Source organism: Staphylococcus sp. SUC_1.2, from assembly GCF_026222585.1.
In genome coordinates, this window is record NZ_JANJPM010000001.1 from 77,910 (window position 1) to 93,860 (window position 15,951).

16 protein-coding genes are annotated in these 15,951 nt (G+C 31.5%); all 16 read right to left on the reverse strand.

Annotated features, from left to right (window positions below):
- Positions 1 to 12 precede the first annotated feature (12 nt).
- Positions 13 to 360 (reverse strand): diacylglycerol kinase family protein, encoded by a 348-nt coding sequence (locus tag NR218_RS00415; RefSeq protein ID WP_029376821.1) that lies wholly within the window; start codon positions 358 to 360, stop codon positions 13 to 15.
- Positions 356 to 817 (reverse strand): rRNA maturation RNase YbeY, encoded by a 462-nt coding sequence (gene ybeY / locus NR218_RS00420; RefSeq protein WP_242278877.1) that lies wholly within the window; start codon positions 815 to 817, stop codon positions 356 to 358. The genes NR218_RS00415 and ybeY overlap by 5 nt, the downstream gene beginning before the upstream one ends.
- Positions 818 to 1,765, reverse strand: coding sequence for a PhoH family protein (locus tag NR218_RS00425; protein WP_002449734.1), 948 nt, complete (start codon positions 1,763 to 1,765; stop codon positions 818 to 820).
- Positions 1,766 to 2,038: 273 nt separating this feature from the next.
- Complete coding sequence (locus NR218_RS00430; protein WP_242278879.1) at positions 2,039 to 2,734, reverse strand: hypothetical protein; 696 nt, start codon at positions 2,732 to 2,734, stop codon at positions 2,039 to 2,041.
- A 16-nt stretch (positions 2,735 to 2,750) separates the two neighbouring features.
- A complete protein-coding gene (gene floA / locus NR218_RS00435) occupies positions 2,751 to 3,737 on the reverse strand; it encodes a flotillin-like protein FloA (protein ID WP_017176214.1) in 987 nt (328 codons plus the stop codon).
- Positions 3,738 to 3,751: 14 nt separating this feature from the next.
- Positions 3,752 to 4,459 carry an NfeD family protein gene (locus NR218_RS00440; RefSeq protein ID WP_242278881.1) on the reverse strand — a complete coding sequence of 236 codons (708 nt, stop codon included), beginning with the start codon at positions 4,457 to 4,459 and terminating at the stop codon, positions 3,752 to 3,754.
- Positions 4,460 to 4,610: 151 nt separating this feature from the next.
- Entirely contained in the window at positions 4,611 to 4,787 is a 177-nt protein-coding gene (rpsU, locus tag NR218_RS00445; RefSeq protein ID WP_002449867.1) for a 30S ribosomal protein S21, read from the reverse strand.
- A gap of 132 nt (positions 4,788 to 4,919) precedes the next feature.
- Entirely contained in the window at positions 4,920 to 6,266 is a 1,347-nt protein-coding gene (gene mtaB, locus NR218_RS00450) for a tRNA (N(6)-L-threonylcarbamoyladenosine(37)-C(2))-methylthiotransferase MtaB (protein ID WP_242278883.1), read from the reverse strand.
- Between the two features lie 5 nt (positions 6,267 to 6,271).
- Positions 6,272 to 7,024, reverse strand: a complete 753-nt coding sequence (locus tag NR218_RS00455; RefSeq protein WP_265883203.1) for a 16S rRNA (uracil(1498)-N(3))-methyltransferase — start codon at positions 7,022 to 7,024, stop codon at positions 6,272 to 6,274.
- Between the two features lies 1 nt (position 7,025).
- Positions 7,026 to 7,964, reverse strand: coding sequence for a 50S ribosomal protein L11 methyltransferase (gene prmA, locus NR218_RS00460; RefSeq protein WP_242278885.1), 939 nt, complete (start codon positions 7,962 to 7,964; stop codon positions 7,026 to 7,028).
- 2 nt (positions 7,965 to 7,966) lie between these two features.
- On the reverse strand, positions 7,967 to 9,097 hold the full coding sequence (gene dnaJ, locus NR218_RS00465) for a molecular chaperone DnaJ (protein WP_049336072.1): 1,131 nt from the start codon (positions 9,095 to 9,097) through the stop codon (positions 7,967 to 7,969).
- A 152-nt stretch (positions 9,098 to 9,249) separates the two neighbouring features.
- Positions 9,250 to 11,082 carry a molecular chaperone DnaK gene (gene dnaK, locus NR218_RS00470; RefSeq protein ID WP_017176208.1) on the reverse strand — a complete coding sequence of 611 codons (1,833 nt, stop codon included), beginning with the start codon at positions 11,080 to 11,082 and terminating at the stop codon, positions 9,250 to 9,252.
- A gap of 42 nt (positions 11,083 to 11,124) precedes the next feature.
- On the reverse strand, positions 11,125 to 11,748 hold the full coding sequence (gene grpE / locus NR218_RS00475) for a nucleotide exchange factor GrpE (protein ID WP_265883183.1): 624 nt from the start codon (positions 11,746 to 11,748) through the stop codon (positions 11,125 to 11,127).
- Between the two features lie 31 nt (positions 11,749 to 11,779).
- The gene (hrcA, locus tag NR218_RS00480; RefSeq protein WP_070443257.1) at positions 11,780 to 12,757 is read right to left on the reverse strand and encodes a heat-inducible transcriptional repressor HrcA; all 978 of its coding nucleotides are present in this window, start codon (positions 12,755 to 12,757) and stop codon (positions 11,780 to 11,782) included.
- 103 nt (positions 12,758 to 12,860) lie between these two features.
- Positions 12,861 to 13,982, reverse strand: coding sequence for a radical SAM family heme chaperone HemW (gene hemW, locus NR218_RS00485; RefSeq protein WP_265883184.1), 1,122 nt, complete (start codon positions 13,980 to 13,982; stop codon positions 12,861 to 12,863).
- Positions 13,983 to 14,065: 83 nt separating this feature from the next.
- Positions 14,066 to 15,889 carry a translation elongation factor 4 gene (gene lepA / locus NR218_RS00490; RefSeq protein ID WP_049336065.1) on the reverse strand — a complete coding sequence of 608 codons (1,824 nt, stop codon included), beginning with the start codon at positions 15,887 to 15,889 and terminating at the stop codon, positions 14,066 to 14,068.
- Positions 15,890 to 15,951: the final 62 nt, after the last annotated feature.

Consider the following 15,951-nt stretch of genomic DNA (forward strand, 5'->3'; position numbering starts at 1 on the left):
TTATTGTCCCCTTTAAAAAAAGATGTGAGGTATAAAAATCATTAAACCCATAATTAGTGCAAAGATTGAAACAACCATAACACTAAAGGCGGCAATATCTTTAGCTTGTTTAGCTAATTCGTGATAGTCAGAAGTGACTAAATCTACGACGCATTCTATAGCTGTATTCACAGCTTCAAGCGTAAGTACCAAAGTGATGCTTAACAAAATAAACAACCATTCTACAGTTGAAAGTCTTACGATAATTCCTAAAATGATAGCTATGAATGCGAATATTAAGTGTATTAGATAATTGTGATCTTTTTGAAGAAGTGTTTTTAAACCATCAAAAGTGTATTTAAATCGTTTTAAAAATTTAATCTCTAGTCAATCCATATGCGTTTAAAATTTCTTTTTGGCGTCCAAACATTTCTTTTTCATCTTCTTCATTCATATGATCATATCCTAATAAGTGTAAAAAACCATGTAAAGCTAAAAAACCAAGTTCTCTTTCAAATGAATGATTATAAGATTCAGCTTGTTCCTTAGCTACATCAGTACAAATAATAATATCTCCTAACACTCTAGGAATATCTAAACCAATAATATCTGGTTCATCTTCTTCAAGTGCAAAAGAAATAACATCAGTCACTCTATCTTTATCTCGATAATTTTTATTTATTTCTTGAATTTCATCTTTATCTACAAAAGTAACTGACAATTCAGCATCTTCATGAATGTTTTCTTTTTCTTTAGCAAAGTTAATTAAGTCTTCGATTTGATGATACCATTCATCATTAACTAAGTTTGTATGATCATTGAAATCAATCGTAAACATTTAATTGTCTCCTTCATAACGTTCGATAATTTTACTTACTAATGGGTGTCGTACTACATCACTTTGATCTAGTTCCATAATATTTATTCCTTTAACACCACGAAGGTTCTTAATAGCTTCTTTTAATCCACTTTTAACACCTTTTGGTAAGTCAATTTGAGTTTGGTCTCCAGTTACAACCATTTTTGAACCAAACCCTAGACGAGTTAAAAACATTTTCATTTGTGCATGTGTTGTATTTTGAGCTTCATCTAAAATGACAAATGCATCATCTAGAGTTCTCCCTCTCATATACGCTAAGGGAGCAATTTCAATTGTACCTCGTTCAATAAAACGTGCTGTTTGTTCTCTACCTAGGACAGTATTTAAACCATCATAAAGAGGTCTTAAATATGGATCAACTTTTTCTTTTAAGTCTCCTGGTAAGAAACCTAATGATTCACCAGCTTCTACAGCTGGTCTTGTTAAAACAATTCTTTTTACAGTTCCTTTTCTTAATTGTTTTGCAGCATAAACAACTGCAAGGAAAGTTTTACCTGTTCCAGCAGGACCTATACCAAACACTAAATCATTACGTTTCATAGCATTAATATAAAGACGTTGCCCCATTGTTTTTGCACGAATTGTTTTACCAAAGGCATCTTTAGTAATCTCTTCATCATATAAATCCAAAAGATATTGAATAGTGTCATTTTTAGCCATCTTTATGGCAGCCTCAACATCTTTTAATGTAATTGAATGTCCTAACTCAATTACCTTTAATAAATTTTTAAGAACTAATTCTGCTTTTTCAACATGCTCTAATACTTGACCTTTTACTGCAATTTCTTGCCCACGAGCATGTATGATAACATCAAATGCTTCTTCAATCGATTTTAAATGTTCATCATTATTACCAATTAAAGCTTGAGAATGGTTGATGTTATCTATTTGAATTATTCCTGGCATAAAAGCGCTCCTTTTCACATAAAACATATTCATTAATAATTAATCTTTCATATAAATTTTACTAAACAATGATAAAGTATACAAATTTAAATGTTTTGAATGAATAATTAACCTAAGATAATATATCATAATAAAAAGTGCCAAGAACAATATGTATTTTAGGCGCGTCTTAATATATTAGGAACATAAATAAAGAGACTTTCACGTAGAAAGTCTCTTGTAAAGGTCAGAATGAAACAATGAATGTTGACTTATTCTTTTATTTATAACCCTTTATAATTTTTTAGGTTTATTTAATATTTCTTGCCAAATAATCCCATCAACTATCGGATCATTGTCAAATTGAAACGTTTGATGAGTCATATTTTTTTCAATAGATTTACTATTGAGTAATTGATTCAGTTTATAACGTTTCGTTTTTTCAGATAAGTACTTATCATTAATAATTTCTTTAGCTTTCTTTTCAATTAAAGAAAGTTGTTTTTCTTTTTCCTTGTCAATTTCAGATCTCACATTAAATAATTCTTTTGATAGCGAGTCTTCTAACTGTTTTTTAATATCTTTTTCACTTTGAGCTCTCTCTCGTGAAGTTGAATCACTATCTTTAGAAGGCACTTTTTCGGTATGAGATTGTTTAGTTTCAAACCGTTTTAATTCTCCACGCTGATGTTCAGTCTTAACTTCTTTTTTAAGATTTTTATCACTGTGAACCGTTTCTTTTTTAGAAGATGGTTTTGGTGATGATGTTTTTTTATTTTGTTCTTCTTCATCAAATTCTGATGCCATCTCATTAAAAGCTTCTTCTATCTGTTCAAAAATACCTTTTTTTCTTGGTGTGTTTTGCGTAGGTCTTTGTGTATTTTTGTGTGGAGGCGTTTGATTTTTTCGTTGTTCATGACTTTTATCTCTCATTGCACTAATACCAGTAACAATCACAGAAATAACGAATATAAGAATTCCAATATTCATTTAATCACCCCTCTATTTAATTTGGTGATTCATCGTCATTTTGTTCGGTACGTTTATTAATAGCGTTTCTCATACCTGTATCTGCTTCTACATTTTTTAAATTATAGTAATCTTTTACTCCAATATTACCTTTACGTAAAGCTTCAGCCATTGCTAGTGGTACTTCTGATTCAGCTTCTACTACCTTAGCACGCATTTCTTGAACACGTGCTTTCATTTCTTGTTCAGAGGCAACAGCCATAGCACGTCGTTCCTCAGCTTTAGCTTGAGCAATATTTTTATCTGCGAGTGCTTGTTCCGTTTGTAAATCAGCGCCGATATTTTTACCAATATCTACATCTGCAATATCAATTGATAAAATTTCGAATGCTGTTCCTGAATCCAATCCTTTACTTAATACTGTTTTAGAAATATTATCAGGATTTTCTAGTACTTGTGTATGATGTTCACTAGAACCAATTGTGGAAACAATACCTTCACCAACTCGTGCAATAATTGTTTCTTCTCCAGAACCCCCTACAAGTCTAGAAATATTAGCTCTTACTGTAATTCTAGCTTTAGCTTTAACTTCGATACCGTTCATCGCAACACCGGCAATAAAGGGAGTTTCGATTACTTTGGGATTAACAGACATTTGAACTGCTTCTAAGACATCGCGTCCTGCTAAGTCTATTGCGGCCCCTCTTTCAAAAGGTAAATTGATATCTGCACGCTGAGCTGCTATGTTGGCATCCACTACTCTATCTACATTACCACCAGCTAGATAATGAGATTCCAATTGATTTGTTGTTAAATTTAGTCCTGCTTTATGAGCTTTAATAAGAGGACCTATCACTTTACGAGGAGATACTCTACGAAGTCGCATTCCTACAAGTGTAGCAATACTAACTTTTACACCTGCAGCAATAGCGGAAATCCATAATCCGACTGGTACAAATGAAAATAATAATAATAAAGCAACTATTATAATAATCGCAATAATTATAATTCCAATATTTAACATTGACTTTACTCCTTTTATATTTTTATTTCTCTTACAACTACTCTACTACCTTCTACCTCTAAAATTTTTACTTTTTTATTTCTCAAGATAAATGTACCGTCAGAAACAGCATCAATTCTTTTGTCATCTAAAGTTATGATTCCAGCAGGTCTTAAATCAGTAGTAGTATACGCAGTTTTTCCCACTAAGTAAGAACGATCATCATGAGATCTATAACCAGCTTCTGTACTCGTTGAATCATTCAATATCACTTTATCAAAAAATGGTATTTTACGATTAAACACTTTCACCAAAATCACCCATTCTATAATAGAAAGTATTAAAGCGACAATAACATTAAAGAGCATAACTAAAATATTATCTCCTAACATAATCATACTAACAATAATAAGCACTATTCCTATAATTCCAATTACTGCTCCAACAATGAATAGTTCTATTATTACTAAGATGATACCTATGAAAAACAATAAAATTGAAATCAAATTGACATCGCCACTAATTAAAAATCCTAAAAATAGAATAAGCAACGCTAGAGAAGCTAAAATACCTAAAATATTTATCCTTTTAGAATAAAGTTGATATAAAAAACCTAAAAAGATAATACATGTAAGAATTAATAAAACAATAGGATTAACAATGATATTTGACATATCACTCAACCATGAATGATTCAATGAAGCAAAAGTATTCTCGATATGTATCAAATTTATACTTATCATTATCTCACCTCGCTCTCAATTAAATTATACATGAAATAAATACTATATTATAGTATTACAATGATATAAAAAAACTCTCAATTAGTTTAACTAATTGAGAGAATATATATATAATTAACATTCATGTTGAGGGAGTCAACAGAGCTATTAATTATTTGAATTTACGTTTACGTGCAGCTTCTGATTTTTTCTTACGTCTTACACTTGGTTTTTCGTAAAATTCACGTTTACGTACTTCTTGGATTGTACCACTTTTAGATACTGAACGTTTAAATCTACGTAATGCATCTTCTAGTGATTCGTTTTTACGTACTACTGTTTTAGACATCTGTATTTCCCTCCCTCCAAATATCAACGAAACTTAAAGTCAATAATTGCATAGAAATAATTAACTATGCTTTATTTAGTATAATATATGAAATAATTATGGTCAATTATAAATCTTTATAATTTCAAAAATTTATAATAATACGCCTTCTTCAGTTTTATTAGTAGCATGATTAACGATTCTAACTGCACTACCAATGTTAATTGGATAATCAGCTTTATTAATTTTAACTTTAACAATCTCACCGATTAAATCCTCACTACCCTCAAATTCAACTTTCATATAATTATCTGCGTAACCTACTAATGTATCTTTTGTTTCTCCTACTTCTTCTGGAATCACTTCTAAAACTTCATTTTCAAATTTTGATGCGTATTCTTTAGCAAGTTGGTCACTTAAAGCAATAAGTTTATGTACACGTTCATTTTTAATTGACTCATCAATTTGATCATCCATACGTGCAGCAGGTGTACCAATACGTTGTGAATACGGGAAAACATGTAACTCTGAGAATTTATGTTTAACTATAAAATCATATGTTTCTTGGAATTCTTTTGCAGTTTCTCCTGGAAAACCTACTATAACATCACTTGTAACCGCTAAATCAGGTAATGCATCATGTAATTTTGTTAGTCTTTCAGAAAAATGTTCCATAGTATATTTACGGCGCATACGTTTTAATACTGTATCTGAACCTGATTGTAATGGTACATGTAAATGTCTAACCACTTTATTAGAATTTTTTAGAACATCAATGACTTCATCAGTAAGTTGACTGGCTTCAATTGAAGAAATTCTAATTCTTTCTAAACCATCAATTTCCTCAAGATCTCTGAGTAATTGAGCTAAATTATAATTTTTTAAATCTTGACCGTATCCACCGGTATGAATACCAGTTAATACAATTTCTTTATATCCAGATTGAACTAATTGTGTTGCTTGTTCAACTACTTTTTCAGGATCTCTAGAGCGCATTAAACCACGTGCCCATGGAATAATACAAAACGTACAAAAGTTATTACAACCTTCTTGGATTTTTAGAGATGCACGAGTTCTATCCGTAAAATAAGGTACATCTAATTCTTCATATGTACGATTTTTCATAATATTTCCAACACCATTAATTGGTTGACGTTCTTCTCTAAATTGATCAATATAACTAAGTAATTTATGTCTGTCTTGAGTACCAACAACGACATCTACGCCTGGAATCTCCATAATTTCAGCAGAAGATGTTTGTGCATAACAACCTGTAACACATACTACTGCATCAGGATTACGACGTATTGCTCTTCTAATGACTTGTCTACTTTTTTTATCACCTGTATTTGTCACGGTGCAAGTATTAATGACATATACATCTGCATTAGTTTCAAAATCTACTCTTTCATAATTAGCATCTTTAAATAATTGCCATATTGCTTCAGTTTCATAATGGTTTACTTTACAACCTAAAGTATGAAACGCTACTGTTGCCATTTAATTCACCCCATCAATTCTTTCTCAAAACTTATAGCACTAAGTGCATATAGTGGCGCAGTTTCTGCTCTTAATATTCTAGGGCCTAAACCAATGTTTAAGCTTACCTCCCTAAAGAGATCGATTTCCTTATCGGAAAAACCACCTTCAGGTCCGAATATGATTAACACACGATCATTCGTTTGAAAGTTGTTTAAAATATTTTTAAATCGACTTTTTTCACCATGCTTGGCTTCGTCTTCATATGCTATTAACACATAGTCATAATTATTTATGGTATCATAAATTACTTTTAAATTCGACTGAAATTTAACATCTGGAATAACAAGTCTATAACTTTGTTCAGCAGCTTCTTTTACAATCTTTTGCCATCTATCTATTTTCTTTTGTACCTTGTTCTCTTGTAATTTAACTACAGATCGATCCATACCCACTGAAATAAAATGATTGGCACCCAATTCTGTACTTTTTTGAAGCAACCATTCATATTTATCAGCTTTTATTAAACCACTACAAATCGTTACATCAACTGGTAATTCAGTGTCGATATCTAATTGGTTTACTGGTAAAACTTCAATTTGATTAGAACTTATATGTGTGATTTCAGTAATAAATACTTTTTTATCATTAAAATTAATTATAATTTTGTTACCAATCGTATTTCTCATTACATTTTTGATATGATGTATATCTTCTTCATTGGTAATAAAAAAACGCTGATGAGAATCAGCGTTTTGATTGATAAAGTATCGTTGCAAATTATTCACTCACTTTCTGACCAACAATGCAAACCCATCCATTGTCATGATTGATTGATACAATATTAAATCCAACACGCTTCATATGCGACAGTATATCTTCATGCTTTTCTTCTATAATACCTGAAGTTATAAAATAACCATCTTCATTTAGTGTATTATAAGCATCTTCAATCATTTCATCAATAATATGAGCTAAAATATTTGCGATAACTACATCAAATTTTTCATTTTCTTCTTTTAATAAATTACCAGGAATTGCTTCAATAGCATTTTCGCAATGATTTTTTTTAAAATTTTCCTTAGCCACACCAACAGCCATTTCGTCTATATCTAAGGCTTTAATTCTTTTAACACCTAATAAGTGACTAGCGATACTTAATATACCAGAACCTGTACCTACATCAATGACTGAAGAATCTGGTGTTACATAAGTTTCAATCGCTTTTAGACACATACTTGTTGTTGGATGATCTCCAGTACCAAAAGCCATTCCAGGATCTAATTCTATACACAATTCATCTTCTGATTCTTTTGAATAATCTTCCCAACTTGGAACAATCGTAAATCTCTCAGAAGCTCTAAAAGGATGAAAATAGTTTTTCCATTCATTAGCCCAATCTACTTCAGCAATAGTCTTTGCTGAAAACTCAACTACTGAATCATCTATAAGGTCCAAATTTAATATTTCATTTTTTAATTTATTTTTAAATTGAGTGTTATATTTCAATTCGTTAAAGTATGCTTTTAATCTCACACCTTGTTCAGGGTAATCTTCTTTTTTTAATTCGTAGATTTCACCAAATTTATCAGTAGGTTGATTAATTAAATCATTTGAATCTTCTATAACTACTCCATTTGAACCATAGTTTTCTAATATGTTAGTGACTAAAGGTTCAACTTCATGATTTACAGTGACTGCAAATTCTGTCCAGTTCATGACTATTCACCTCTAAAGAATTTACGAGCTTTGTCTTTAAAATTAGCAGGTTGTTCTTCCGGATTTTCACCACTGATTTCCGCAAATTCTCTCATTAATTCTTTTTGTCTATCAGTTAGTTTATTTGGTGTGACAACTTTTATATTAACAAATAAATCACCATGTCCATATCCATGAACATTTTTAACGCCTTTCTCTTTAAGACGGAATTGTTTACCAGTTTGAGTACCAGCAGGAATTGTAAGCATAACATTACTGTTTAGAGTTGGTACTTTGATTTCATCGCCAAGTGATGCTTGTGGGAAGCTAATGTTAAGTTCATAGAATAAATCATCGCCATCTCTTCTAAATTTATCAGAAGGTTTAACACGGAATACTACATAAAGATCACCATGAGGACCGCCATTTTCACCAGGTGCACCTTCACCAGCAAGACGGATTTGTTGTTCATTGTCTACACCTTCAGGTACAGTTACTTCTAATTTTACTGTTTTATTTTCAGTCCCTTTACCATGACAAGTTGGACATGGTTCTTCAAATTCTTGACCACTACCCTCACACTTAGGACAAGTTTGCTCAGTTCTTACGCGTCCTAAAATTGTATTTTGTTCAACAGATACATGTCCTGAACCATGACAATAGCTACATGTTTTTTTACTTGTGCCTGGTTTAGCACCATCACCATGACATGTATGACAGGTAACATCTTTTCGAATAGAAATTTCTTTTTTAGTACCAAAAACAGCTTCATCGAATTCTAAAGTCATAGTGTATTGTAAGTCGTCACCTTTTCTAGGTGCATTTGGATCTCTTTGACGTGAACCACCAAAGAATGAGCTAAATATATCTTCAAAGCCTCCACCGAAGCCACTGAAGTCTTGTCCACCAAATCCTTGACTACCAAATCCACCTTGGGCACCGCTATGTCCAAATTGATCATAATTTGCACGTTTATTGTCATCACTTAGAACTTCGTATGCTTCAGAAATTTCTTTAAACTTTTCATCGGCGCCTTCTTCTTTATTGATGTCCGGATGATATTTTTTTGATAATTTACGATATGCTTTTTTTATTTCATCTTTTGAAGCATCTTTGCTTACGCCAAGAACTTCATAATAATCTCTTTTAGCCACAAGTATCTCTCCCTTTCTAAATTTTATAATTTAAACACATACTCAAGTATCTTAACTATAAAAGAAAAAGTCAAAGCCAATGTTCAATTGACTTTGACTTTTTGGCTTACATTTATAAATGTTTACATAGTAAACGTTATAAACGATTAGCTTTATTTTTTATCTTCGTCGTCTTTAACTTCTTTGAACTCAGCGTCTTCAACATTGCTATCATTTGATTGTTGTGAACTACCTTGTGCTTGTTGTTGAGCTTGTTGAGCTTGTTGATATACTTTAGCAGATAATTCTTGAATTACTTGTTCTAATTCTTCTTTTTTAGCTTTAATATCATCTAAATCTTGACCTTCTAATGCTGATTTAAGTGCATCTTTTTTGCTTTCAGCATTTGATTTGTCTTCTTCACTGATATTTTCACCTAAGTCTTTAATTGTTTTTTCAACTTGGAATACTAAGCTATCTGCTTCGTTTCTTAAGTCTACTTCTTCACGACGTTGTTTATCTGCTTCAGCATTTTCTTCAGCATCTTTAACCATACGATCAATTTCTTCATCAGATAATGCAGAACTTGATTGAATAGTGATATTTTGTTCTTTATTTGTACCTAAGTCTTTTGCAGTAACGTTTACGATACCGTTTTTATCAATATCAAATGTTACTTCAATTTGAGGTACACCACGTGGAGCTGGTGGAATATCAGTTAATTGGAATCTACCTAATGTTTTATTATCTGAAGCCATTGGACGTTCACCTTGTAATACGTGAATGTCTACTGCTGGTTGATTGTCAGCTGCTGTTGAATATACTTGAGATTTTGATGTTGGAATTGTTGTATTACGTTCAATTAACGTATTCATACGACCACCCATAATTTCGATACCTAATGATAATGGAGTTACGTCTAATAATACAACGTCTTTAACATCACCAGTAATTACGCCACCTTGGATAGCAGCACCCATTGCAACAACTTCATCTGGGTTTACACCTTTATGAGGTTCTTTACCAATTTCTTTTTTAACTGCTTCTTGTACTGCAGGAATACGAGTTGAACCACCAACTAGGATAACTTCATCAATTTCAGAAGTAGATAAGCCAGCATCTTTAAGTGCTTGACGAGTTGGTTCCATTGTTCTTCTGATTAATGAATCAGCTAATTCTTCAAATTTAGAACGAGTTAAGTTGATTTCTAAGTGTAATGGACCATTTTCTCCAGCTGAAATGAATGGTAATGAGATTTGTGTTTGAGATACACCAGATAAATCTTTTTTAGCTTTTTCTGCAGCGTCTTTAAGACGTTGTAACGCCATTTTATCTTGTGATAAGTCAACACCATTTTCTTTTTTGAATTCTGATACTAAATAGTCGATGATTACTTGGTCAAAGTCGTCCCCTCCAAGTTTGTTATCCCCTGCAGTTGATAATACTTCGAATACGCCATCGCCTAATTCAAGAATAGAAACGTCGAAAGTACCGCCGCCTAAGTCAAATACTAAAACTTTTTGATCTTGTTCAGTTTTATCTAAACCATAAGCTAATGCTGCAGCTGTTGGTTCGTTAATGATACGTTCTACTTCTAAACCAGCAATTTTACCAGCATCTTTAGTAGCTTGACGTTCAGCATCATTGAAATAAGCAGGTACAGTAATTACTGCTTTATCCACTTTATCTCCTAAATAACTTTCAGCAGTGTTTTTTAAATTTTGTAAAATCATTGCTGAAAGTTCTTGTGGTGTATATGATTTGCCGTCAATATCTACTTTATAATCTGTACCCATATGACGTTTAATTGATTGTACAGTATTTGGGTTTGTAATTGCTTGACGTTTAGCAACTTCACCTACTTGAGTTTCTCCATTTTTAAATGCCACAACTGATGGCGTTGTTCTAGCACCTTCAGGATTTTGAATTACTTTAGGTTCGTCTCCTTCTAATACAGATACGCAAGAATTTGTAGTACCTAAGTCAATACCTATTACTTTACTCATAATAAAATTCCTCCAATTTTAAAAATTTTTTAAATTTAAATCTTATTGATTAACTTTGACCATAGATGGTCTTAAAACTCTATCTTTTAATTTATACCCTTTTTGTAATTCTTGAGTGATTTCACCAGAATTGAAATCAGGATTGTCATCTTGAACAACAGCTTGATGGAAGTTTGGATCGAATTCTTGACCTTCAGAATCAATTTCTTCTAAGCCATTGTCTTTTAATGCTCTTAATAAGCTTTCATGAATCATTTGAACGCCTTTTTTGAGAGATTTAAATGATTCGTCATCACCCTCAATTTGAAGTGCACGTTCAATGTTATCGATAGTAGGTAAAATATCAGTAAGCACGGGTTGAGCTTGATATTTTTTATTTGTTTCATTTTCATTTCGAATTCGACGCTTATAATTTTCGAATTCAGCATATAATCTTAAATATTTTTCTTCATTTTCATTTGCTTTTAATTGTAATTGTTGAATTTCTTCGTCTTTAGATTGATCATTTTTATCTTCATTATCATGTTCAGATGTAGATTCATTATTTAATTCTTCTTCAGAAGGATTATTTTCTACATCATTTGAAGACGACGCTTCGTTTTTAACGTTTTCATTTTCTTCAGTATGTTCAGTGTTATTCTTCACTGATTCGTCTTTTTCTGTCATTTTATGCCCTCCAATATAATTACAATTAGATTCACCATATTTGATTAAGTAATTGAATCACATTTTGATAATGCATCGCAGTTGGCCCGATAACCGCAATTTGTCCTTTTAGTGCATCATCAAAATGGTACTGGCTCGTTATAATTGAAATATCACTTAACCCTTCATCTATTTCGTGGCCAATTTTAACATTAATTTCAGAAGTGGAAATATCTTCTAGTAACTCGATAATTTTTTCTGATTCTAGATATTGTAAAATTGGCTGAATAGAAGAAACATTGGTTTCGTTCAGTGCATCAATAAGTTTAACCTTTCCACCCATAAAAATGCTATTACTTTGTTTATGGAGATGAGAAGTTAGCATGATAGTTAATTCATTTATAAAGGATTGTTCCGCAATAGAATTTGTAAGTTGTTTTAATTTCTTATTAAAATCAAATTGACTTTTATAATAATTATCAGTCAAAAAATTTGAAATCCTTGTTAACCTTTCATCGTCAAACTCCATTGATTCACTTAAATGTAAATGTTCTACATGTCCAGAATTATAGATGATGACCATTATAATTATAGACGAATTTGCACGAATCAAATGAACATTATTTATAATATCTGTTTTGTGATTAGGTCGAACAACCAACGTTGCATATTGAGATTTTATTGATAATTCATCAGCAAAATAACTAAGGGCTGAAGAAATATCATAATGATTCTCAATCAAAAGTTGATTTAAACGTTGAACTTTATTTTGTTTTTGATGAGATGTTTGTTTTAACAATTGATTGACGTATAATCTAAAACCTTGTTCAGAAGGTGCACGCCCTGAAGATGAATGTATTTTTTCTAAAAAATTCAACTCTTCCAAATACTTCATTTCATTTCTAATAGTAGCTGGGCTTACATTTAAGTTATGTCTATCAATTAAGGTTTTAGAACCTATCGGTTGTCCTAAATCAACATAATCTTCAACAATTGCATTTAAAATGCTTAATTGCCTATTTGTAATCATGTCTTCACCTCATTAGCACTCCTTTGTCTCAAGTGCTAATTATAATTTAACAAATTGGTCAAAGTAAGTCAACGTTAAAGCTCTTATTTTTCAAAAAAATTTATTAATTTAATAGAAATGCTTCAAAAACTTCATTTCCAATGATTTTTCCCCTGTTGGTCAATGAAATATGGTTATCTCTTTCATAAAGTAAATTTTTCTTTTTCAGATTATTTATTGTCTCACCAAATACTTTATCCATTGAGGTACCAAATTTTGAAAGAAATTTAACTTTATCGACACCTTTATTCATTCTTAATCCTAAAAACATTTCTTCTTCCATTCTTTCTGATTGAGTAGGAAAATTGGAAGTTAAAATAGGACGTTGATGATTATTAATAGCATTGATGTAATGATTAACAGGATTGAGATTCGAATAGCGTTCCCCATTTACATATCCACTTGCGCCTGCTCCAAAACCATAATATTCTTCATTTAGCCAATAAGTCTTATTATGCCTTGATTCATGATGAGACTTAGCGAAATTTGAGATTTCATATTGTTTAAATGAGGTTTCTCCTAAAACATTCATTAAATATTGGTACATTTCAGCTCCTAGATCTTCGTTTGGCAATTTCAATTTGCCTTTTCGATACATATTATAAAATTGAGTTTTAGGTTCTAAAATTAATCCATAACTTGAAATATGATCTATATCCATTTGTATTGCTCTATTAAGACTATCTGAAAAATCTTCTAATGTTTGAGTTGGTAAATGATACATTAGGTCTAAACTAATCGATTCAATATTTGCTTTTCTAGCATACTCTACAGCATTATATATATCTTGAGATTTATGTGTTCTACCTAGAATTTTTAGTAATTCTGGTTTAAATGTTTGTACGCCCATAGAAATTCTATTTACACCATATGAGTGTAGTAATTTCACTTTATCTAAGGTTAATTCATCGGGATTTGCTTCAAATGTATATTCACCTTTAATTGAAAAAGTTGACTGTATTGCTTTTAAAAGTCTTTCAAGTTGCTTGAGATTTAAAGCTGTAGGCGTACCTCCTCCAACGTACATTGTTTCAAGATTTCTAATTTCACTTGTTTTCATTTCTTTAATTAATGCAGAAATATACTCATCTACTGGTTGTTTGTTAATAAAGTACTTATTAAAATCACAATATGTACAAATCCTAACGCAAAAAGGTATATGAATATATGCACTTTTTATTGACATCGTTACACCCTCATTTTTAAGTTTTTTAAAACACAAACGAGGTTGGAACACATGATTCTGGGTTCCAGCCTCGCATTAATAACCTATTCATCATCCATTTTAAGAACAGCTAAGAAAGCATCTTGTGGTATTTCTACGTTACCAACAGCTTTCATTTTTGCTTTACCAGCTTTTTGTTTTTCAAGTAATTTACGTTTACGGCTGATATCTCCACCATAACACTTAGATAACACGTTTTTACCCATAGATTTAATATTAGTTCGGGCCACAATTTTTTGACCTATTGCAGCTTGAACTGGAACTTCGAATTGTTGTCTAGGAATAAGTGTTTTTAATTTTTCAACAAGAGCTTTACCTCGTTCATATGCAAAATCTCTGTGAACGATAAAACTAAGTGCATCTACTTTGTCACCATTTAATAAAATATCCATTTTAACTAAATTACTTTCTTTATTTTCAATAAATTCATAATCAAATGAAGCATAGCCTTTCGTATTAGATTTTAATTGGTCAAAGAAATCAAATACAACTTCTGACAATGGAATTTCATAAACGATATTCACACGGATATCATCTAAGTAATCCATATTTATAAATTGGCCACGTTTACGTTGACACAGTTCCATAACTGCTCCAACATAGTCATTTGGCACCATCATTGTCGCTTTTACATATGGTTCATAAATCGCTTTAATTCTATCACGTTCAGGCATTTGAGATGGATTATCAACTGTAACTTCTGAACCATCATTCATTTCACATTTATATATAACTGAAGGTGCAGTCGCAATTAATTCTATTCCAAATTCTCGTTCAATTCTCTCTTGAATAATTTCCATATGTAGCATACCTAAGAATCCTGTTCTAAATCCAAATCCCAGTGCTTGTGATGATTCTGGTTCAAATTCTAATGATGCATCATTTAATTGAAGTTTTTCAAGAGCTTCTCTTAAATCGTTATAATCTTTATTATCAATTGGGAACAATCCACAATAAACCATTGGATTCATCTTTTTATACCCTTTTAACGGAGCATCTGCTGGTCTATCTACATGAGTGATAGTATCCCCAACACGTGAATCGTCGACATTTTTAATACTTGCAATAATATATCCAACATCGCCTACTGTAAGTTCTTCAATTGGTAGTTGTTTAGGAGTATTAATCCCAACCTCAGTAACTTCAAACTCTTTTCCTGTTGCCATCATTTTGATACGATCTCCAGCTTTTACAACACCTTCCATTACTCGAATAGAAGAAATAACGCCTCGATAAGGATCGTACTCTGAATCAAAAATAAGAGCTTTAAGCGGTGCACTAGGATCTCCTTCTGGTGGAGGAACAACTTCAACAATTTTTTCTAAGATTTCATCGATACCAATATTTGATTTGGCACTTGCTAACACAACTTCATCTTTATCTAAGCCAATAACATCTTCTAATTCTTGTTTTACTCTTTCTGGTTCAGCAGCGGGTAGATCTATTTTATTTACTACCGGTAAGAGTTCTAAATCATTATCTAGTGCTAAGTAAACATTAGCAAGAGTTTGAGCCTCGATGCCTTGTGCAGCGTCAACTACTAAAATAGCGCCTTCACATGCAGCTAATGAACGAGAAACTTCATATGAGAAATCGACGTGCCCTGGAGTATCGATTAAATGAAACGTATAAGTCTGTCCATCTTTAGATTCATATTTTAATCTAACAGCATTTAATTTAATTGTAATACCGCGCTCTCTTTCAAGATCCATTGAATCAAGCAATTGATTTTGCATTTCTCTAGTTTCTACAGATTTAGTATTTTCTAAAATTCTATCTGCTAACGTTGATTTACCATGATCAATATGAGCAATTATAGAAAAGTTTCTTATATTATCTCTTCGGTTATAGCGTTCTTGCATATCCATAACTTATCATTCTCGCTTTCGTAAATTTACCCGTATATGTATACATCTTTGACATAATATCG

Excerpts from the sequence above, each read along its gene's own strand:
- ybeY (WP_242278877.1), bottom strand. The coding sequence starts at position 817 with ATGTTTACGATTGATTTCAATGATCATACAAACTTAGTTAATGATGAA.
- NR218_RS00425 (WP_002449734.1), bottom strand. The coding sequence starts at position 1,765 with ATGCCAGGAATAATTCAAATAGATAACATCAACCATTCTCAAGCTTTA.
- NR218_RS00430 (WP_242278879.1), bottom strand. The coding sequence starts at position 2,734 with ATGAATATTGGAATTCTTATATTCGTTATTTCTGTGATTGTTACTGGT.
- floA (WP_017176214.1), bottom strand. The coding sequence starts at position 3,737 with ATGTTAAATATTGGAATTATAATTATTGCGATTATTATAATAGTTGCT.
- NR218_RS00440 (WP_242278881.1), bottom strand. The coding sequence starts at position 4,459 with ATGATAAGTATAAATTTGATACATATCGAGAATACTTTTGCTTCATTG.
- rpsU (WP_002449867.1), bottom strand. The coding sequence starts at position 4,787 with ATGTCTAAAACAGTAGTACGTAAAAACGAATCACTAGAAGATGCATTA.
- mtaB (WP_242278883.1), bottom strand. The coding sequence starts at position 6,266 with ATGGCAACAGTAGCGTTTCATACTTTAGGTTGTAAAGTAAACCATTAT.
- prmA (WP_242278885.1), bottom strand. The coding sequence starts at position 7,964 with ATGAACTGGACAGAATTTGCAGTCACTGTAAATCATGAAGTTGAACCT.
- dnaK (WP_017176208.1), bottom strand. The coding sequence starts at position 11,082 with ATGAGTAAAGTAATAGGTATTGACTTAGGTACTACAAATTCTTGCGTA.
- grpE (WP_265883183.1), bottom strand. The coding sequence starts at position 11,748 with ATGACAGAAAAAGACGAATCAGTGAAGAATAACACTGAACATACTGAA.
- hrcA (WP_070443257.1), bottom strand. The coding sequence starts at position 12,757 with ATGATTACAAATAGGCAATTAAGCATTTTAAATGCAATTGTTGAAGAT.
- hemW (WP_265883184.1), bottom strand. The coding sequence starts at position 13,982 with ATGTCAATAAAAAGTGCATATATTCATATACCTTTTTGCGTTAGGATT.
- lepA (WP_049336065.1), bottom strand. The coding sequence starts at position 15,889 with ATGGATATGCAAGAACGCTATAACCGAAGAGATAATATAAGAAACTTT.